24 protein-coding genes are annotated in these 19,825 nt (G+C 27.6%); 13 read left to right on the forward strand and 11 right to left on the reverse strand.

Going from position 1 to position 19,825, the window contains the following annotated elements; translation table 11 throughout:
* Positions 1–4: 4 nt before the first annotated feature.
* Positions 5–757: a precorrin-4 C(11)-methyltransferase gene (gene cobM / locus Q0984_RS03085; RefSeq protein ID WP_299523407.1), complete on the reverse strand. Its 753-nt coding sequence runs from the start codon at positions 755–757 to the stop codon at positions 5–7.
* A 116-nt stretch (positions 758–873) separates the two neighbouring features.
* Between cobM and Q0984_RS03090 the strand changes: the two genes are divergently transcribed.
* From Q0984_RS03090 to Q0984_RS03100, 3 genes are read left to right on the forward strand one after another with little or no spacing between them, the layout of a single operon-like run.
* Positions 874–1,266, forward strand: a complete 393-nt coding sequence (locus Q0984_RS03090) for a hypothetical protein (RefSeq protein WP_299523409.1) — start codon at positions 874–876, stop codon at positions 1,264–1,266.
* A complete protein-coding gene (locus tag Q0984_RS03095) occupies positions 1,263–1,757 on the forward strand; it encodes a hypothetical protein (protein ID WP_299523412.1) in 495 nt (164 codons plus the stop codon). Before Q0984_RS03090 ends, Q0984_RS03095 begins: the two co-directional genes overlap by 4 nt.
* 25 nt (positions 1,758–1,782) lie before the next feature.
* Complete coding sequence (locus Q0984_RS03100) at positions 1,783–2,151, forward strand: hypothetical protein (RefSeq protein ID WP_299523415.1); 369 nt, start codon at positions 1,783–1,785, stop codon at positions 2,149–2,151.
* Here the strand turns inward: Q0984_RS03100 and Q0984_RS03105 are convergent.
* The 3 genes from Q0984_RS03105 to mtxX are packed head-to-tail and all read right to left on the reverse strand — an operon-like array spanning position 2,148 to position 4,454.
* Positions 2,148–2,909, reverse strand: coding sequence for a TatD family hydrolase (locus Q0984_RS03105; RefSeq protein ID WP_299523418.1), 762 nt, complete (start codon positions 2,907–2,909; stop codon positions 2,148–2,150). The genes Q0984_RS03100 and Q0984_RS03105 overlap by 4 nt on opposite strands.
* A gap of 5 nt (positions 2,910–2,914) precedes the next feature.
* Positions 2,915–3,679, reverse strand: a complete 765-nt coding sequence (gene uppS, locus Q0984_RS03110; RefSeq protein WP_299523421.1) for a polyprenyl diphosphate synthase — start codon at positions 3,677–3,679, stop codon at positions 2,915–2,917.
* Between the two features lie 58 nt (positions 3,680–3,737).
* The gene (mtxX, locus tag Q0984_RS03115; protein ID WP_299523424.1) at positions 3,738–4,454 is read right to left on the reverse strand and encodes a methanogenesis marker protein Mmp4/MtxX; all 717 of its coding nucleotides are present in this window, start codon (positions 4,452–4,454) and stop codon (positions 3,738–3,740) included.
* Between the two features lie 96 nt (positions 4,455–4,550).
* Here mtxX and Q0984_RS03120 point away from each other — a divergent pair, with 96 nt between their 5' ends.
* Together Q0984_RS03120 and Q0984_RS03125 are read left to right on the forward strand one after the other, a co-directional pair.
* Positions 4,551–5,141: a TetR/AcrR family transcriptional regulator gene (locus Q0984_RS03120; protein WP_299523427.1), complete on the forward strand. Its 591-nt coding sequence runs from the start codon at positions 4,551–4,553 to the stop codon at positions 5,139–5,141.
* Positions 5,142–5,154: 13 nt separating this feature from the next.
* Positions 5,155–6,420 carry a YhgE/Pip domain-containing protein gene (locus Q0984_RS03125; RefSeq protein ID WP_299523430.1) on the forward strand — a complete coding sequence of 422 codons (1,266 nt, stop codon included), beginning with the start codon at positions 5,155–5,157 and terminating at the stop codon, positions 6,418–6,420.
* A gap of 139 nt (positions 6,421–6,559) precedes the next feature.
* Here the strand turns inward: Q0984_RS03125 and Q0984_RS03130 are convergent, their stop codons facing one another.
* The 4 genes from Q0984_RS03130 to Q0984_RS03145 form a co-directional block, all read right to left on the reverse strand.
* Positions 6,560–7,936 (reverse strand): 2,3-diphosphoglycerate synthetase, encoded by a 1,377-nt coding sequence (locus Q0984_RS03130; protein ID WP_299523433.1) that lies wholly within the window; start codon positions 7,934–7,936, stop codon positions 6,560–6,562.
* Positions 7,937–8,030: 94 nt separating this feature from the next.
* Positions 8,031–8,318: a UPF0058 family protein gene (locus Q0984_RS03135; protein WP_299523436.1), complete on the reverse strand. Its 288-nt coding sequence runs from the start codon at positions 8,316–8,318 to the stop codon at positions 8,031–8,033.
* Positions 8,319–8,440: 122 nt separating this feature from the next.
* The gene (locus Q0984_RS03140; protein WP_299523438.1) at positions 8,441–9,220 is read right to left on the reverse strand and encodes a pyrroline-5-carboxylate reductase dimerization domain-containing protein; all 780 of its coding nucleotides are present in this window, start codon (positions 9,218–9,220) and stop codon (positions 8,441–8,443) included.
* Between the two features lie 5 nt (positions 9,221–9,225).
* Entirely contained in the window at positions 9,226–9,942 is a 717-nt protein-coding gene (locus Q0984_RS03145) for a UPF0280 family protein (protein ID WP_299523441.1), read from the reverse strand.
* A gap of 123 nt (positions 9,943–10,065) precedes the next feature.
* Between Q0984_RS03145 and comA the strand changes: the two genes are divergently transcribed.
* Genes comA through hdrA form a run of 5 tightly spaced genes read left to right on the forward strand, consistent with a single transcriptional unit; the run spans position 10,066 to position 15,958 of the window.
* Positions 10,066–10,836 carry a phosphosulfolactate synthase gene (gene comA / locus Q0984_RS03150; RefSeq protein ID WP_299523443.1) on the forward strand — a complete coding sequence of 257 codons (771 nt, stop codon included), beginning with the start codon at positions 10,066–10,068 and terminating at the stop codon, positions 10,834–10,836.
* 33 nt (positions 10,837–10,869) lie between these two features.
* A complete protein-coding gene (locus Q0984_RS03155; RefSeq protein ID WP_299523446.1) occupies positions 10,870–12,120 on the forward strand; it encodes a methanogenesis marker 16 metalloprotein in 1,251 nt (416 codons plus the stop codon).
* 1 nt (position 12,121) lies between these two features.
* Positions 12,122–12,730 (forward strand): ferredoxin:CoB-CoM heterodisulfide reductase subunit HdrC, encoded by a 609-nt coding sequence (hdrC, locus tag Q0984_RS03160; RefSeq protein WP_299523449.1) that lies wholly within the window; start codon positions 12,122–12,124, stop codon positions 12,728–12,730.
* Positions 12,714–13,652, forward strand: coding sequence for a ferredoxin:CoB-CoM heterodisulfide reductase subunit HdrB (hdrB, locus tag Q0984_RS03165; RefSeq protein ID WP_299523452.1), 939 nt, complete (start codon positions 12,714–12,716; stop codon positions 13,650–13,652). Before hdrC ends, hdrB begins: the two co-directional genes overlap by 17 nt.
* Entirely contained in the window at positions 13,652–15,958 is a 2,307-nt protein-coding gene (gene hdrA, locus Q0984_RS03170) for a ferredoxin:CoB-CoM heterodisulfide reductase subunit HdrA (protein WP_299523455.1), read from the forward strand. The genes hdrB and hdrA overlap by 1 nt, the downstream gene beginning before the upstream one ends.
* 11 nt (positions 15,959–15,969) lie before the next feature.
* On the opposite strand, the gene comE is transcribed toward hdrA, so the two are convergent.
* A complete protein-coding gene (comE, locus tag Q0984_RS03175; protein ID WP_299523458.1) occupies positions 15,970–16,506 on the reverse strand; it encodes a sulfopyruvate decarboxylase subunit beta in 537 nt (178 codons plus the stop codon).
* Positions 16,507–16,510: 4 nt separating this feature from the next.
* Positions 16,511–17,008, reverse strand: a complete 498-nt coding sequence (comD, locus tag Q0984_RS03180) for a sulfopyruvate decarboxylase subunit alpha (RefSeq protein WP_299523810.1) — start codon at positions 17,006–17,008, stop codon at positions 16,511–16,513.
* Between the two features lie 157 nt (positions 17,009–17,165).
* Between comD and cofH the strand changes: the two genes are divergently transcribed.
* The 3 genes from cofH to Q0984_RS03195 are packed head-to-tail and all read left to right on the forward strand — an operon-like array spanning position 17,166 to position 19,571.
* Positions 17,166–18,317, forward strand: a complete 1,152-nt coding sequence (gene cofH / locus Q0984_RS03185) for a 5-amino-6-(D-ribitylamino)uracil--L-tyrosine 4-hydroxyphenyl transferase CofH (protein ID WP_299523461.1) — start codon at positions 17,166–17,168, stop codon at positions 18,315–18,317.
* Positions 18,318–18,336: 19 nt separating this feature from the next.
* Positions 18,337–19,011 (forward strand): diacylglycerol/polyprenol kinase family protein, encoded by a 675-nt coding sequence (locus Q0984_RS03190; protein ID WP_299523464.1) that lies wholly within the window; start codon positions 18,337–18,339, stop codon positions 19,009–19,011.
* Positions 19,011–19,571: a thymidylate kinase gene (locus Q0984_RS03195; protein ID WP_299523466.1), complete on the forward strand. Its 561-nt coding sequence runs from the start codon at positions 19,011–19,013 to the stop codon at positions 19,569–19,571. Before Q0984_RS03190 ends, Q0984_RS03195 begins: the two co-directional genes overlap by 1 nt.
* Here Q0984_RS03195 and Q0984_RS03200 read toward each other — a convergent pair.
* Entirely contained in the window at positions 19,566–19,823 is a 258-nt protein-coding gene (locus tag Q0984_RS03200) for a hypothetical protein (RefSeq protein WP_299523469.1), read from the reverse strand. The genes Q0984_RS03195 and Q0984_RS03200 overlap by 6 nt on opposite strands.
* Between the last annotated feature and the right edge of the window lie 2 nt (positions 19,824–19,825).

The following is a 19,825-nucleotide window of genomic DNA, read 5'->3' on the forward strand; positions in this document are numbered from 1 at the left end:
TAATTTATCTATATTCATGTTTAAAGTTTGGGTCATATAGCTTAGATGGTGTAAAATCTCCAGGGTTTAACACATCTCCAACTACAATCATTGCAGTCTTTGTTATATTGGCATCTTTTACTTTTTTTGCAATATCTTTTAAGGTTCCTCTAATTATTTCTTGGTCTTTCCAAGTTGCTTTTTTTACAACAGCTATTGGAGTATCTTCAGTGTAACCTACAAGTAATTCATCAACAACTTTATCAATCATACCAATTCCTAAAAATATGCACATAGTTGCATGATGCTTAGATAAACTAGAAATACTTTCGCTACGTGGTTTTGGAGTTCTACCTTCAGGACGTGTGATAATAACAGTTTGTGAAATTTCGGGTAATGTTAATTCTGTTTCAAGTACACTAGCTGTACCAAATAATGAACTTACTCCAGGAATAATGTCATATTCAATATCATATTTTTTTAATTCTCTAATCTGTTCACCAATAGCTCCATAAATTGATGGATCACCAGTGTGGACTCTAGCTACTAATTGACCTTTCAAAGCAGCTTTTTTACAAATTTCAGTTGTTTCTTCTAAATTCAGTACAGCACTATTATAAACAACACAATCTTCTTTTTTTGGATTTAAAACTTCTTTATTAACTAAAGATCCAGCATAAATAATAACATCTGCTTTTTCAATAACATTTCTTCCCTTAACCGTTATTAAATCTGGGTCACCAGGTCCGGCTCCAATGAAAATTACTTTACCTTTCATATACAATTTTTTGATTTAACTTCTATTTAATAATTATGAATCTAAAAAAGAATTTAACCTCAATATTTTACTTTAATTTAAACAAAGTTTATTAATTATTGAAATAATTAAAAAATATGGATAAAAAAGGATTTATATCACTAGAAACTATTTTTTCTATTTTTATAATATTAATTATAGTTACATCGATATTATTTTATGTCCAATCAAATTTAGAATTTAATGAAAGTATTGAATCTAATGTTGATTATAGAATAATTTTAGATAATTTAGCTAATTGTATAAATCAAGTTAATTCAAATGGTGATAATTTTTCTAAAAAAATTGTTTTACCTCAAAAAGACTATTCTTATAAAATTACTGTTGAAAAAAAGAAGTTAACAATTGAATATTCTAATAAAAAAGGTGAATCGATTATTTTACCAATTGCAATTAATAGGAATTATGAACTTTATAGTGGGCAAAGTTATTGGATTGAAAAGAAAGATGGGGAGGTTAAGATATTATGAAAGATAAAAAAGGTCAACTAAGTGGGGAATATTTATTATTAATAGGTTCTTTAATTGTTATCTTAATAATGTCTATATTTCTAATAACTAATGAACATGAACTTAATATAGCTATGGCTGCTGCAAAATCTGGAGTAACTGATGGGGTTGCCTTATCAACAACTGCAATCTATCCAAAAGAAACATTTAATGAATATGATGATAAAGAAGGTTTAAAACATCCTTATTTTGTAACTATTTTAAATATTAGTTATGATTCTATGGGTATTGATAAAAATTATGGAAAACAAAAAATACAATTTAAAGTTTATGCAAAAGCAAGTCAAAATTATAGTAAAAAGGAATTAGATTCAATTGGTGATAGAATTAATTATAATTTGAGAAAATCGATAGCTACAAGTTTTAATTCAACAAACAATACAAATAGATTATATAATCCGGTTTTTTCTAATAATTATATATTTACAACAGCTAATGTAGTATGGGTTTAAATATTATTAAAAATAATTAATTTTTATGTACAGTAAAAATGAAAAAGACAGGCTCTTAAATCAATTAAAAGAAATGGAAAGTTTTCAAGTCGATATGGATGATGAAGGTAAAATATTACAAAAAGATATTATTGATTTTTTAGTAAGTAGAAAAGGAAATGCTGAGGAATTGGGAGATAGGATTGAGTTATATTTATATGAATTTAAATTATTCTGTAGGAAACCAGTAAGATTTGGTCAAAAAGAATTTGATGTTTATTTAAATGCTGTAGATATTCCTTTTGAAAAATTAGATGCTCTTTTAAAAGATTGGGATAAATTTAATTTAGTAATTTATACAGAAATTGATAAAAAATTTAGTGTATTAAATCTAAATCTTTTGTTAAAAGATTAGATGTTAAATACTTTTTTAGCGTTGTTCGTTGTTATTTTATCAACAGTGTTTAAATCTATTTCTTTAATTTCAGCTATTTTTTTACAAGCATTAACAATGTTTGAGGGTTCATTTCTTTCTTCTTTTGTCATAGCTAAATAAGGACTATCAGTTTCAGTTAAAACATTATCTAAGGGGATATTTTTAATTAAATCTTGATGTCGTTGAGAATAACAAACCATTGTGGAAAAACTCATATAATAATTGTCGTGTTGCATTATTCTTTTAGCTGTTTTTAAACTTCCACTAAAACAATGAAATACTACATAAGGTAAATCTTCATATTCATTAACAATGTTTAATGCTTTTTTTTCACAGTCACGAACGTGCATAAGTAAAGGTACTTTATATTCATTAGCTATTTCAATAAAACTGGTGAATATTTCTTTTTGTCTTGCTCTTAGGGTTTTATCCTTTACAAAAAAGAAATCCATTCCTACTTCACCAATAGCTACAATATCTTTTATATTGTCTATTAAATGTTTTTGAGCAGAATGTAATTCTTCTTTACTACATTCTTGTGATGTTACTGGATGAAATCCAAAAGTTGGATAAATAAAACCTTTATTTTCTTTTGATAACTCTAAAACTTTTTGATTTCCTTCAAGACTTGTTCCAGAATCAATCACTGCATCTAAAACATTTTGTGCTCGTTTTATTACTTCTAATCTGTCTTTATCATAATCTTCAAAATCGATATGGCAATGTGTGTCTATCATGTTTTTTATACTCCGAATCTACGTTCTCTTTCTTGGTATGATCTAATAGCTCTTAAAAAGTCTACTTTTCTTAGTTCTGGCCATAAACTTTCACAGAAATATAGTTCTGAGTATGATGATTGCCATAATAAGAATCCACTTAACCTTTCTTCTCCACTAGTTCTAATAATTAAGTTAGGGTCATCTAATCCTGCTGTATATAAGTTTTCACTTATTAAATCTTCATTAACATCATCAACAGTTATTTTTCCATCTTCAACATCTTTGATGATTTTTTTAACTGAATCAACAATCTCTAAACGACCATCATATCCGATAGCTAGATTAAGTTGTCTTTTATTATAATGTTTAGTAGCATCTTCAGCTTCTTTAATAGCTTCTTTTACATTGTCGGGTAATAAATCAAGTCTGCCTACTACTTTGACTTTTACTTCATTTTTATGGATTTTTTCATGATCAACTAATCTTTTGAAGTTTTTAAAGAATAATTTCATTAGTCCATCTACTTCGTGTTGAGGTCTATTAAAGTTTTCTATTGAAAATGCATATGCTGTTACTATTTCTATTCCAAGTTCTATTGTCCAGTCTAGAACTTTTTCTAAAGTATCTACTCCAAATTCATGTCCTTTTACAACATCCATATTTCCTTGAATTTTAGAGTAACGTCTATTACCGTCCATAATGATTGCTACATGTTTCGGCATTTTTTCAGTTTCTAAATTTCTGGAAATATACCATTCATATATTTTATAAATAATATTCTCACCCATAATAAACACCCGAAGCAAATAATTTATTTATTAGTAAATAATATGTTACTTTTTATTTTTAAAGTTTAGCTAATTTATATGATAATTCTAAACTACGTAAGTAACCTTCTACATTTTGGTCACGACTGGTATCAATGTAAATCTTATCTATTCCAAATGTAATTGCTCCAAAACTTGGCCATGAATTTAATAAAACGAGTGTTCTAAAAATAGTATTTCCAACAATACCATTAGGAGCTATTAAGATATTACATTTATTTTTTATTGCTTGATCAATTAAAACACATTTGTTTTCTACTTTTTGATTTGTATAATTTTCAATTAATTCAGTAAGTTTTTTATTATCTTCTAATGATTTGTTGATTTGTGTGCTTCTTCCATAGTCTCCTAATCTTGCATAAGAAAGTGTGGCTATTTTTGGAGTTTTATTAAGTTTTTTAAAAAAATTAATACAATAAATAGCTATTTTAAGTTTTTCATCTATAGTATTTCCTTCGTCAATACCTACTGAGCTTATTAAAAATTCGAAATCTTTTCCATGAATATATGTAGCCCGTGATATGTGTGGGTAAGTTTCTTTTAACTTTTTTAAAACATTAGATGCGGATAATGATCCTCTTATTGTTGCATTAATAGTTTTATCCAAGATATTTTTAGCTAATAACTCTTCATTTTCGATTAATTTAATATTAACATCTGTTTTATCTTTTTTAAAAATATTGCAAGCTTTTAATATATCTTTGTTTTCTCCAACTCCAACAGCTATAGTTATCATTAATTTAATTATTTTGTTTATTATTATTTATAGGTATTTTATTGTATTTTTGATAAAAACTAAACATTTATATGTAAGTAAGTACTTACTTACATTATGGAAATTGAACTAGATAAAACAGAACAAAAGATTGTTGATGCCACAATATTTCTTTTAGATAAAGAAGGAATAAATGGTACAACAACTAAAAAAATAGCTAAAAAAGCTGAAGTTAGTGAAGTTACTGTTTTTAGAAAGTTTAAATCTAAAAATAATCTTTTAAAAATAGCTAAGATTTATTATTCAGATTATTTTCTAGAAAAAATAAGTGATATTTTCATAAATTACAAAGATACTGATTTGAAATTATTATTAAAACAGATATGGTGGAATCTTATTGATTTTTTAGATAATAATTTAGATATTATTAAAATTGCATTAGATGAATTAATGTCTAATCTTGAAGAAGAGAAAATATTTTCAAAGTTTTCAAATATAGTTCTTAAAAATTTGACTAATATTTTCCAAGAACAAATTGATAATGGTAAAATGCGTAATGTTAATCCATCTGCTGCTGCTTTAACAGTTTATAGTGTTATTGTTGAAGGGATAATATTGTGGAAATTCGAATCAAAAGTTTCAAATGATGATACAAATCAATATCTTGATGATTTTTTAGATATATTTATTAATGGTATAACTAATTAAAGGGGTGAAACTAATGTCAGTAGATAAAGTATTTCATATAATGAAAAAAGATGCTCAGTCAGTCTTTAAAAATCCTGCTGTTGTTATTACAATAATAGCTATTATTATTTTACCTTCATTATATGCACTTTTAAATATAGATGCATGTTGGGATCCTTATGGGAATACAGATAATTTAGATTTTGCAGTAGTAAACAATGATCAAAACGCAACATATAATAATGCTTCATATAACTTTGGAGATAATGTAGTTGATAAATTAGAAGATAATGATGATTTTGCATGGGAGTTTGTAGATGAGGATGATGCCCGAGATGGGGTGGAGAATGGAACGTATTATGCAGCAATAATAATTCCTGAAAATTTCTCTTCAAATTTATTATCAATTAATGATCAAAATCCAAAACAAGCAGAATTAACTTACTTAATTAATGAAAAAACAAATCCTGTTGCTTCAAGAATGAGTAATAATGCAGTAAATCAAATACAAAGTAAAATAAATGATGAAGTTATTAAAACAGTGAATGGTGTAGCATTTAACCAATTATCAGTGATGGGTCAAACAACACCTCAATCTAGCTTATCACAGTTATCTTACATGAATTCAAGTGGTGTAGATAATTATTTCTATTCTCCTACTGAAGTTACAAAAGAAAAAATAAATCCTGTAGATAATTATGGTTCAGAGGTATCTCCATTTTATATAGTGCTTTCAATATGGGTTGGATGCATAATATCCATAGCATTAATCAAAGCAAGATATTTAGGTGAGTCATTATACAAACCATTAGAACTTTACTTTGGTAGAATGGGATTATTTTTGATTATAGGATTGTTGCAATCAACAGTAACATTAATTGGAGCATTTTGGTTAGGTATTGAGGTTTCTAATCCATTATTATTCATAGGTTGTGTTTATTTAATAACATTAGCATTCATGACATTGATTTACTCATTGTTATCATTATTTGGTAATGGTGGTAAAGCATTAGCAATTATATTGTTAGTGCTCCAAATATCAACAACAAATGGTATTTATCCGGTATATGTTATGAATGACTTCTTCCAAGCAATAAATCCTTATTTACCTATGACTTATGCTATAGGATTACTTAGAAATGCTTTGCTTGGAGTTTATTGGCCAACATTTTTCACTGGTGTTTATGTAATGATTGGAATGATTATTGCAACATTAATTGTAACAATTATTATTAAAGGAAAATTTGATAAAATAGCTAATAAATTTGAAAAAGCATTAAAAGACTCAGGATTATTTTAAATCCTGAAATTTACTTTTTTTAATAAAAATAAATGTCATATTTTTTTTAATCAGATGTGTTCATTTATTTTAATTGAATCAAAAATTAATTCTTATTATTGTATTAGAATTTATTCTAAAAAAATTAAAAATAAAGAGATTAATCTTTATTAAAATCTTTAATAGCCTCATTAACTATTTCTAGAACTGATGAGGATAATTCTGGATATTTATAGTTTATAGGAACTGGGATATTATCACAGTATACAACATTAAGACCTTTTTCCATAGAATATTTTGTAGCTACATCAACAGCAGCTGCTTTAAGTTCTGTAAGCATAACATCTGCTTTATCAATGTATTTTTTAATATCTTCTTTAAGAAGAGGTCTATTTGATAAGTGTGAAGTTGTTCCAATAACTTCACAATTATAATTAGTTTCTAAATATTTAATTAATTCATTTTTAACAGATTCTGGTGCTGTTGTAGCAAATAAAACTTTTTTATCAGATATCTCTCCTAATGGTTTTGGTCTAAATACTGTTGCTATTATTTTTGCTTTTGGATTTATTTCTTTTATAAATTTCTCAAGATACTCTAATTTTTCATTGTTGCACATTGGCTCTTCACACATAGTTAAAATAATCAAATCTCCAAGACTAATCCTATAAGGTCCAAAATAATCTTTAATATTATTCAATGGTTGATTTGCACCGATAAGTACAATATTCTTATTGGTTTTTATGGGTGGTATTGCTGCACCACTACCTTCAAATATTGCAAATTTTGCATCTACTTGGTTGGCTAGTTTAGCTCCTTTTTTCATATTTGTTAAAAAGACTTCACCGGCCATTCCACCTCCACAACGTCTACAACCTATTGTTAATATTCTACTCATTAATGCATCTTCCCAATGGTCACTAGCTGCATGAACTCCTTTTTGAGATTGTTCTAATAAAAATTCAGGTGTTATCTCAAGTTTTTCTCCATGAACTATTTCAGGTTCTTTAGGTCCTCCTCTTCCCATAGCTATTACACAGGGTTCATATCCATGTTTATTTATTAATCTAGATACAAATCCTGAAACAGCTGTTTTTCCTATTCTTTTTCCAGTTCCAATTATCTTTATTGAGGGTTTTTCCATAACTTCATATTGGGTAATTGGATCAAATTTAAAGTCTGGACCTTGATAACTTACATTTTGACCAAGTACTTTACAAGCAATTTTAAATCGTTTAGGATAATCTAAAATAGGTTCATCACTTAAATCCATTACAGTATCTACATTATATTTGTTAATCATTTCAACAATAAGATTATAAGGGATATCCTCTGTTTTTGCAAAGTGTACTGGAATTCCTAAAACTTTTGAATATGATTCTTCAGAGTCATCTCTTAGTTTTTCAGTTCCTCCAATAAAAACAGCAGCCACAATATCAATATGTTCTAAATTGTTTAGTATATCAATTGATTCTTGAGTAACTGGGAGATAATGTTCTCCATCAACTAAACAGAGCATTTTACTAGTACTTTTCATATTAATCACTTTTTGGAATTTAGTTGATTACTAATATGATAAGTGATAGTATTAAAAACTATTCAAATTTAAAAAAAGAGAAAGTGGCTTTAACTTAAGCCATTTTTATATCATTTCTAGATCTTGCAACAAGGTCTGCTAGGGAATTACATACATTGTCAGGTATGGAATTTTCATCTTTTTCGTTTATTACATGAGCAATAATTTTACAAAGAACAAAAATAGCATGTTTGTGTTCTGCTTTTGTTTTATGGATGTGGTGAGGGCTTATTTTAAGTGATATGTATTCGCTACAATCATTTTTTATTTGATCATTTTCTGCTAAATATTTTAAAATATAAACTAAAAATTGATGTAATTGTATCATTTCATCCTTATACATGTGTATCTGACCTATTATTTATAGTATATATTAAGTTTAAGTAAATTTATTTTGTGAAATTAAATAATTAATTTTAATTATTTATATATTTAGTGTTTAATCTTATTTAAATATTGCATTAACTATAATAATTTATATATTAACTTTTTATAAATGTCTGGTAACTCTTCATTTAATATATCTAATCCTTTTTGTGTTATTCCATTTTTAGTTGCAACTTTGTTAATTAATTCATCAGAAGAATAGATATTTTTTTCTAATAGGTATGATGTGCTGTTTAGTGTTTCTAAGATTATTTTAAAGATTTCTTCTTTTGTTAAATCACAATTTTTTTCAAGTTTTTCTGCAAACATTTTACTGCTAAGCGCTATAAATGCAGGCATACAGCTGGCAGCTATTGTAGCTATTTCTAAATCAAGATTATTGTTAACAATTTTTATTTGACTGAATTTGGAAAATAACTCTTCAACGAATTTTTTATTTTCTAAAGGTACATTTTCATCATGGATAATTATTGAAACTCCTTTTTTAGGATTATTTTTATCATATGTTGAGGATATTGTTGGTATTACACATGTTAATCCATTGTTTTCAAAAGTAGTATTTATTCCAGCACATGTGTGTATAATTTGAGTGTTTTGGGTTACATATGGTTTTAATTCTTCTAAGACACTTATTAAATCGGGTGTTTTTACAGATATTATTATTTTTTCACAGTTTTTTGCAATTTCTATATTATTGTCTGTAATTGATATGGTTGAATTAATATTTTTTATATGGTTTATTTTTGAAAGAGTTCTATTTGAAATGTAGAGTTTGTTAAAGTTATAAAAATCATTTTTAATTATATTTTGGGCAATAAGTTCTCCAATATTTCCGTATCCGATAATTCCAATGTTCATTTATTTCACACCTTAATTTTAAATTCTTTTGTTTCAATGATTTTAGGTAATGTTCCAATAGTCCCAATATGGTCCTGAGATATAATTAATGCACCTTCAAAAAACTCTTTATAATTTTCACTAACTTCAAGACCTCTATATACTTTATCTTCACTAGTTTCACCAATTATTTCATTAGCTATTCTAGTAGCTAGTCCATCAGCTATTGATGCTTTTTTGCTTAGTATAGTAACACTATCAGATTGACCAAAACTTATAGAGTGGCCAATTTTTCCTGATGATGTACAGATTCCCAGTGGTTTTTTTCTTTTTTTTAATTTAAATCCAATTTTATTGCCTAATATTGGATTATTGGAATAAATTCCACAAATTGATGGTTTATTATTTATAATGGCTATGTCCCCACCATTTTCAATAATTGAGTATTTTGATTTTTTTGAAATTAGATAATCAAGAGACATTTCTGATATTGTTCCAGCAACTGTTGCCATAGGTCCTACATCACAACAATTAGAAGCTACATACATTTTTTTTATTATTTCGCTTAAATTTTCGTTATTATAAGTAAGTGGTTCTAAGGATATTTGAAATTCTTCATGTTTGAGGATATAATGTTCTAAATCAGTTCTTAATTTTAATATGTAATTTTTTAGATTATTGTTTTTTAAATCAGTAGTTAACCGAATATGTGTTTGATTTAAATCGATATGTTGGGATTCCATAGTATTATAGTTATTTATAAATTATTTCTTTTATAACTATTGTTAGTGGATACAATTAAAAAGTAATTAAATTAATATAATAGTAAAACTATATTATAAAAAAAATATAACAGATGTGATATATTGAAATCCTTTAATTTTTTACTTAAAGAAAGAGAAGAAAAACCAAGACAAAAAGGTATAACAATGGTCCTAGATAAAGGTTTAGGATTGGAAACTGCTGAAAGTTTAATGAATATCTCTGGAGATTATGTAGATTATTTAAAATTTGGATGGGGAACATCTATTGTACATGAACAAGAAATAATTAAAAATAAAGTGGATATGTATAAAGCTCATAATATAACTCCATATACTGGTGGAACTCTTTTTGAATTAGCTTATATGAATAATAAGTTAGAAGATTTTTTCCAAGAAGCTCATAATTTGGGATTTGAAGCTATTGAAATATCTGATGGATCAACAACAATCACTCATGATAAAAAATTAGAATGCATTGAATTGGCTAAAAAAGATGGTTTTGAAGTTTTATCTGAAGTTGGTAAAAAAGATCCAAATTTAGATAAAGAATTAACTTTAGATGAGAGAATAAGTTATATGCAAAGTGAATTAGAGTCAGGTTCATCATTAATCATTGTTGAAGCAAGAGAAGGTGGAAAAAATATAGGCATTTTTGATAAATCAGGTAATGCTAAAGAAGATGAAATAGATTATATTATTGACAATTTTAATGGAGATAAAATCCTTTGGGAAGCTCCAAATAAAGATCAACAAGTATTTTTTATTTTAAAACTTGGTAATAGTGTTAATCTAGGTAATGTATCAACTGATGACATCACTTCTCTTGAAACTTTAAGAAGAGGATTAAGGGGAGATACCGTAGGAAAAATTTAAACTGTAAAAAAAAGTTTGATAGAGGGTATTTATTTGAAAAAAAGAACAATTGGTCAAATTAATGAGAAAATTGAAAATAATAATGCCAACATATACACAGCAGAAGAGTTTAAAAAACTCATAAAAGAGGATGAAACTCCAAGTTTTGATGAAGTAGATGTAGTAACTACTGGAACTTGTGGAGTTATGAGTGGTACTGCAGCTATTTTTAATTTTGTAGTTTCAGAACCTGGTGTTTTCATGAGGGCAAAGAATATTTATTTAAACGGTGTTCCAGCTAATATTGGTCCATGTCCTAATGAATGGTTAGGTTCAGTAGATTTAATTCTTCATGGAACTTCTAAATCTATAGAAAATCCAGTATATGGTGGAGGATTTTTATTAAAAGATATTCTTGAAGGAAAAGATATTGCAGTTAAAGTTGAAACAATTAATGGAGATATAGTTGAATCAACAACAAATATTAATGAAATTGGAAGAGCACAAATGATTGGAACACGTATGGCCTTTAAAAATTATAATTCATTTGTAAATCCAGATAATCACCCAGTATCTTCTATATTTTCAGCTATACCATTAGAAGGAAATTTAAGCGGATTTACATTTTCAGGATGTGGTGATTTAAATCCACTTCAAAATGATCCTAATCATAATATAATTAAAAATGGAACTAAAGTACTGTTAAATGGAGCTGAATCTATTGTTTTAGGTGATGGAACAAGAAGTTCTGTTGAAAAACCAAATTTAATGATTACAGGTAATCTAAAAGAAATGGATCCAACATTCCTTGGAGGATTTAAAACAGGTGAAGGTGGAGAAGTTTATGATACTGTAGCTATTCCTATTCCAGTTTTAAATGAAGAAATTTATAATAATTTATTAATTAAAAATAGTGATATTCCATTATCTGTATGTGATATTAAGGGACGTCATTTACCTTTAAGCGAAACTACATATGGTGATGTTTGGGAAGGTCATGAATTAAGACCTAAATATGATAGAGAATCATGTTCTACATGTGATAAATGTATTGTAGAGGAAATATGTCCAACTAATGCATTTTCGGATAAAAGATTAGATTTATATAGATGTTTTGGTTGTGGAATGTGTGTACATTATTGTAAAAACAATAGCTTTAATATGAATATTGGAAATGTTGATTTGGCTATTGAAGGAAAAATACATACTGTACCAATTATTTGTAGACAGTCAGATGCTCTTAGAGCTAATAAATTATCTTTAAAATTAAAGAAAATGATTGAAAATCAAGAATTTAGGTTATAATATGCATACTCAAAAAATTGATGAAACACCTCTTGATTTTGCTCAAGCTATAAAAAAAGATATTAAAAGTTCAAAAGATGATGGTGTTTTAAAATGTGTTCAATGTGGAATGTGTACATCAACATGTCCTGCGGCTCGTCATTCTAGTTATAATCCTCGTGAAATAATGGAACGTGTTTTTGAAGGAGATGAAACACTTTTAGAAGATGAAAATATTTGGAAATGTTTTTATTGTTATACATGTCATAGTACTTGTCCTGTTGGAAATAGTGTTTGTGAAGTTAATCAAATTATTAAACAGTTTGCTATATCAAAAGGAATTGCTTATGAACAGTTGTATGATTACTTAGGATTTGCAGACAGTTACTTTAATGCAGCTATTGGAGCAATACCTTCTAATTTTTATCCAGAAATTAGTGAGGATGTAGAAGGATGGTGGGATTTTAGACAACATTTAAATGAAATACGTGAAGAATTGGGTTTAGGTCCAGTATCACCACCTCAAGAAGTTGTTGATGAAGTAAGTGTGATTTTAGTTAATACAGGTTTTAAAGATAGGATGGATAAAATAAGACAATCAAAGGAGGGTGAAGATGAAACAAATTCCTGATAAAAATATTCTTTTATTTAAAAGTTGTCTTGTAAGTGTGGAATATCCTGGAATTGAATCATCTACTAAATTTGTTTTTGATAAAATTGGTATTGATTATGAGATTTCAGATAAACAAACTTGTTGTACTGGTCTTGGACATTATTCAGATGTATTTGATCAGTTTACAACAACTGCTATTGGAGCCCGTAACTTTAAAGTAGCTAAAAATTTAGAAAAACCAAATTTAGTAATGATGTGTGCTACATGTTATGCAATTAACAAAAAAGTAGCTAATATATTAAATAAAAAAGATGATGTTAGAGATAAAGTAAATAAAGTTTTTGATGAATCTAATTTATCTCATTTAAAATATGAAAAGGATGATGTTGATTCATCTAAAAATATTTTTCACGTGGTAGATATTTTATACAACAAACGTGATGAAATTTCTAAAAATATTAAATATGATTTAAGTGATTATACAATAGCTACTCATCATGGTTGTCATTATTGTAAAGTTCATTATGATGATACAATTGGTGGAGTTAGAGACCCTAATATTATTGATGATATAATTGAAGCATGTGGATGTAAAACAATTGGCTGGTATGATCATAAACGTCAAACATGTGGAAGTGGATTTAGGCAAAGATATTCTAATAAAGAGTTATCTATGGAAGTTACTGAAGATAAGTTACATTCTATAAAAGAAGATGGTGTAAATATTTTAGTCCATTTATGTCCTAATTGTCATGTTCAATTTGACAGATATCAGGATTTAATATCTAAAAAATGTGGAGAAGAGTTTAATACAATTCATTTAAATATATCTCAATTTGTAGCTATTGCTATGGGTGGAGATTTTGATGAAGTAATAGGCGTAAAAGCACATACTGTACCTGTGGATTCAGTTATTAAGGATTTAAAGGAGGTTGAATAATGTCTGGAGATTTAAAAATAGGAGTTTTTATCTGTGAATGTGGTGGAAATATTTCAGATACTGTGGATATTCAAAAAGTTAAAGATTCTTTAGATGTTGAAGTAGTAGAACAGTTTGTAAATTTATGTTCTTTAAATGGGAGAAAAATTATTAGGGATGCTATTTTTGAACATCATTTAGATCGTGTTGTAATAGTAGCATGTTCTCCAATAAGTCATGAAAAAACATTTCAGGATTATGTTCAACCATTGAATCCTTATTTGATGGATATGGCAAATATTCGTGAACAATGTTCTTGGGTTCACAATGATAAGGAAAAAGCAACTAAAAAAGCTATAACTCTTATTAATGCATCAATAGAAAAAGTAAAAAAATCTGATGAAGTTAATCCAATTTACTGTCAAACTCCTGATGAAGTAGCAGTAATTGGTGGTGGAATAGCGGGTATGAATGCAGCATTATCATTAGCTAAACAAGGGACTAAAGTAACTATTATAGAGCAATCACCATCTATTGGGGGACATATGGCTAAAATAGGGAAGGTTTTTTCTCCTGTTAAGATAGCTGAAGAATGTGGGATGTGTTTATTAAATCCAATATTGAATGAAGTTGTTTGGAATGAAAATATTGAGATTTTAACTAATGCAAAAGTTATTGAAGCAGAAAGAAGGGCTGGAACATATAATTTAATAGTTGAAAAATCTCCAAGATATGTTGATACTGAAAAATGTATTGCATGTGGTAATTGTGCAGAAGTATGTGAAGTTGAAGTTCCAGATGATTGGAATGATGGATTATCTAATAGAAAAGCTATTTATCGCCCTTTTGGTCAATCATATCCTGAAGCCTATGTTGTAGATATGGAACATTGTAATAGATGTGGTGACTGTAAAAGACAATGTAGTATGAATGCTATTAGGTTTAAGTTAAAACCAGAAAAAATCCCGGTTTCTGTAGGTTCTGTTATTATAGCTACGGGACATCAATTATTTGATCCAAATTTAAGACCAGAATATGGATATTCCAGATATGATGATGTTATTACACAAAGTGAATTAGGTCGTATCACTGGAGTAAATGGTCCAACTAAAGGTAAATTAATGAAATCAAATGGTGAAGTTCCAAAAAGAGTTGTTATGGTACAATGTGTTGGGTCAAGAGATGAAAAGCCTGATGGGCATTTATATTGTTCTAAAGTGTGTTGTAGTGTTGCTTTGAAAAATGCAAATATTATAAAGCATAAACATCCTGAAACAGATGTGGTTATTTGTTATACAGATATGAGAACTCCTAGTATGTATGAAAAATATTATAAACATACTCAAGCTAATGGGGTGAGATTCATACGTGGAAGGCCTGGAGAAGTTGTTAAAAGGAAAGATAAATTCATTGTTCGTGTTGAAGATACTCTTAAAAGAGAATTTTCTGAAATTGAAGCGGACATGGTTGTATTATCTACTGCTATTGAACCATCTGAAGGTACTAAAGAAATTGCAAATGTGTTAAATGTTGGTACTACTGAAGATGGGTTTATTAAAGAAGCACATCCTAAAATTAAGCCAGTAACAACAGATGTTCAAGGAACTTTTGTTTGTGGAACTGCACAAGATCCAAAAGATATCACTGAATCTATTATGCAAGCTACTGCATCTGCTTCTAAAGTAGCTGAATATAATTATGGTGGAATAGAAATTGAACCATTTATTGCAGAAATTGATGAAGAAAAATGTATTGTCTGTGGAGACTGTGTGAAACGTTGTAAATTTAAATCAATGAGTGTTCAGGACGATAAAATTTATATTGATCCAATGAGTTGTACTGGTTGTGGAAAATGTTTAGTTGGATGTAAACAGTTAGCTATTTCAGTTAATGGTAATATTGATGAGAAAATTAAAGCTACAATTGATGGTGTATTAGCTAAAAAGACACCTGGTGAACGTATGATTTTAGTTTTCCTTGATAATATTGGTTATACTGCAGCAGATAATATTGGAGTTAATAGACTTTCTTACCCTGAATCTATTCATATTATTAAAGTTCTTTCTGTAAATCGTGTAAGACCTCGTCATATTAAACATGCTCTTGAAAATGGTGCTGATGGGGTGTTTATAGGGGAATTCCCTGGAGATTTAATGTATGATGAAGTTGAAAGGAAAATAGCAAAAGTTAAAGAGAGAATTAAAAAAGTTAATCAAAATCCTGATAGGGTTGCTTTTTCAAAAGTTTATATTCCTTATTTCACAGGATTAGCTAAAAAATTAAATGATTTTGATAAAAAAATTGAAGAATTAAATGAGTCTGAATAAGATTCATTTAATTATATACTTTTCATAAATCTTTTTTTAATTTCTACAGGTGTTAAATCAATTATTGGCGCTTGTGAATTACCAGGTTCTGTATTAAAACAAATGAAGTTGCATTCATCATTTTCTATTATTTCTCTTAAATCTATTTCTTCATAATTATAACAATTTTTAATACCTACACTTTTAGCCATTTCTTTCAAGTCTAAATCTTTAGCATAAGTTTCCTGATTACCTGTTGAACCATATGCTTCATTGTTAATTACAATCCAAGTTAAATTAGATGGGTTTTGAGCAAAAATAGTGACTAATGATCCTAAATTCATTAAAAATGATCCATCTCCATCAATAACAACAATTTTTCTATTTGGCTTAGCTATTGCAAGACCAAGACCTATTGATGAAACAAGTCCCATTGATCCAATCATATAAAAGTTTTCTGCTCTGTCGTTTATATCGTATAATTCTCTTGAAGGAAAACCTATATTACATAGTACTAATTCATCATTGATTGCACCTATTATTTTTGCAATTGCATTTCTTCTTTTCATTAAATCACCAATATTTAATTTCTAATAATACTGATACAGGTTTACCTTCTTCTGAAGATAATTTCCATGCATTTTTTACATCTTCATAGGCAGTTTCTGGGTTTGTAGGTTCAAAAAAGTGAAAATCCATAGCATTTAATAATCTTGGTGTAGATTCACCCATTGGTATTTGTCCACAGATGTTTTCACCTTCAGTCCCTCTGTGGCTTATAATTATTACTAATGGGAATTTATATAGTTCCATTAAAGATTTAAGTGCATTAATAGAATTACCAAGTCCTGAGTTTTGCATTAAAATAGCTGGTTTACAACCACCCATATATGCTCCAGCGCATATTCCTATTCCTTCTTCTTCTCTTGTCACTGGAATATGTGTAATTTCTTCATCTTCATCAACCATTTTTAGTAATTTACTTAAATTAACACATGGGACGCTAACAATAAAATCAATTTCAGCATCTTTTAATCCATTATAAATAGCTTCGGTACTATCCATATTCACCCTCTTCCTAGTTTTAATATATAATGTTGTATTGTTCATTTATATAAAAATTTTGGATAGAAAAATGAATAAACTTAACATATATTTGATATTGTTAAAATGAGTATAACTTAATACATGGAAAAATATTTATTTAATTAAATTATTATATTAATTCATGTTTGATAAACTACCTATATCTTCTACAACAGAAAGGATTTTAACTAAATCTCTTGATGAACCAATTTCTGTTGAAGATGCAAACTATTTAATAAATATTAAAGGCTCTGATTTGTATCCTTTACTTGCAACTGCTGATTATCTCAGGCAAGAAATTGTTGGAAACAACGTTACATTTATTAATAATTGTAATATTAACTTCACTAATATCTGTACTGTAAGATGTGGTTTTTGTGCATTTGGTAAAGATGCAAATGATCCTGAAGCATATATTTTAGATGATGAAGCTATTTTAGAAAAAGCTCAAGGTGCTGTTGATAAGGGAGCTCATGAGTTTTGTGTTATGGGTGGAGTTTTACCTGATGCTGATGTTGAATATTATGAACATTTATTGGAATTATTAAAAGGAGAATTCCCAAATATTTTAGTTCATGGTTTTTCACCAACTATGATTAAAGATGCAAGTGTTGTATCAGGTGTAAGTATTGAAGAAGCATTTGAAAGGCTTAAAAATGCAGGTTTAGATACATTACCTGGAACTGCAGCAGAAATATTAACTGATAGGTCTAGAGAATTAATATGTCCTGAAAAAGTCACTACACAAGAATGGATTGATATTGTAAAAACAGCTCATGAAGTTGGAATTCCTGGTTCAGCAACTATAATGTATGGACATGTGGAAACACCTGAAGAACGTGTGGAACATATTGATATTGTTAGAAAAATTCAAGAAGAAACTCGTGGTTTTACAGAATTTATTCCAATGACTTTCATGCATGAATATTCTCCAATCTTTTTAGAAGGTCAGCAAAATTTAGGTGCTACTGGTACTGAAGATTTAAAATTATATGCTGTATCTAGATTAATGCTCAAAGATTTAATTCCAAATATTCAAGTATCTTGGGTTAAAATGGGCTTTAGATTTGCACAAGTGTCTTTAACTGCTGGAGCAAATGATTTAGGAGGAACTTTGGGTGGGGATGAATTATCTGAAGCTTCTGGAGCTCCAGATGGAGTTGAAGCATCTATTGGTACTTTAAGTAGTATTGTTAAAGATTTAGGTAGAAATCCTATAGAAAGAAACTCAAAATACACAGAATTTTATCCAATAAAATCAGAAAATTCTGATGCACAATCAGTATCAAAATAAAAACTAAAAAAGAGATAACATGAATGTAACAGATATAGGATGGTTGGTTGTAGCATATATTTATGTTATCCTAATTTTCATTATTTCTGAAAAATTTTTAAAAGATAAACCATCTTTTTCCCGTAGATTTGTTCATATAATGGTTGGAAATTGTATTTTTATAATGCCTTTTTTTAAGGATCCTTATGTTATGGTATGGTTTTTAACATTTCCAATTACAATAGCTGCATTTTTATTAACTAAATATTCTCCAATTAAAATTAAAAGTGGAGTTACTGATGCTGGTCATGCATTAGGTTTAGTTTATTATGCTGGGATTTGGACTTTATTGATATTTTTACTTCCAGATAAATTATGGTTAGTAAGTTTAGCTATTGGTGCTATGGTTTATGGTGATGGTTTTGCATCTTTAATTGGTCAAAAATATGGTAAACATTATTTTAATTTAACTGGGGATGTAAAATCTATTGAAGGATCTTTAACCATGTTTTTAATGGTTTGTTTGATGAGTAGTAGTGTATTTTTAGTTTATAATGCAATTGGGTACAATACTCCAAATTATAACTTTGGATTTGTAGTTCTGATAAGTTTAATAGCTACTTTTTGTGAAGCAATTACTCCAAAAGGATTGGATAATTTAAGTGTTTCATCTATTAGTGCTATTTTATATTATATTTTAATGGTTGTGATTTAATGGATAAATTCATAGTTATAGATGGATTAGATGGATCTGGAAAAGATACACAAGTTAAGCTGTTATCTAACATGTATAAAGAACAAGGTAAAACAGTGGTTGTAAGATCACATCCATGCAAAGATAACAAATATGGTATAAAATCAAAACAGGCACTTTTAAAAACAGGAAAGATTAATCATCTTAAAGCCACAGTTTATTTTGGATTAGATGCAATTAGATCTATTCGTAAATATTATAATGATGAGAATATTGATATTTTGATTTTTTCAAGATATATTATGGCTGTAGTTTATCTTCCAAATATTATTAATGTAATTATTTATAAGATTGTTTCATTTATTCTTCCAACTTCAGAATATATGTTTTTTTTAGATGTGAGTCCTGAAGAATCTTTAAAACGAATTAATAATCGTAATGAAGATGTAGAAATGTTTGAAAATATAAATGAACTTAAAAAAGCTAGATTAAAATCAAAAAAAGTTGTTTATGAATGGAATGTAATAAATGCAGATGATAGTGTATATAATATTAATAGTAAAATAAAAGAAAAGTTATAAAACTTCTTTTATTCCTTCATTTGTATGAATCATTATTGAATTAAGGTTTTCTAGTTTTATAGAACTTATTGGGATATTTTCCATATTTTCATTCATAAATAAAAGTTCTCTATTTATAAAAGTAATCCAATTAACTTTGTGAAGTACCATACCATTAATTATTAACTCGCTAAATTGAGGTATGAAATTATCATTATTCACTTCTTTAAAATAAGGGTTCTTCCGAAATATATCTTTTAATATTTTATCCATAA

The sequence above is a fragment of the uncultured Methanobrevibacter sp. genome (genome assembly GCF_934746965.1).
GTDB lineage: Archaea > Methanobacteriota > Methanobacteria > Methanobacteriales > Methanobacteriaceae > Methanocatella.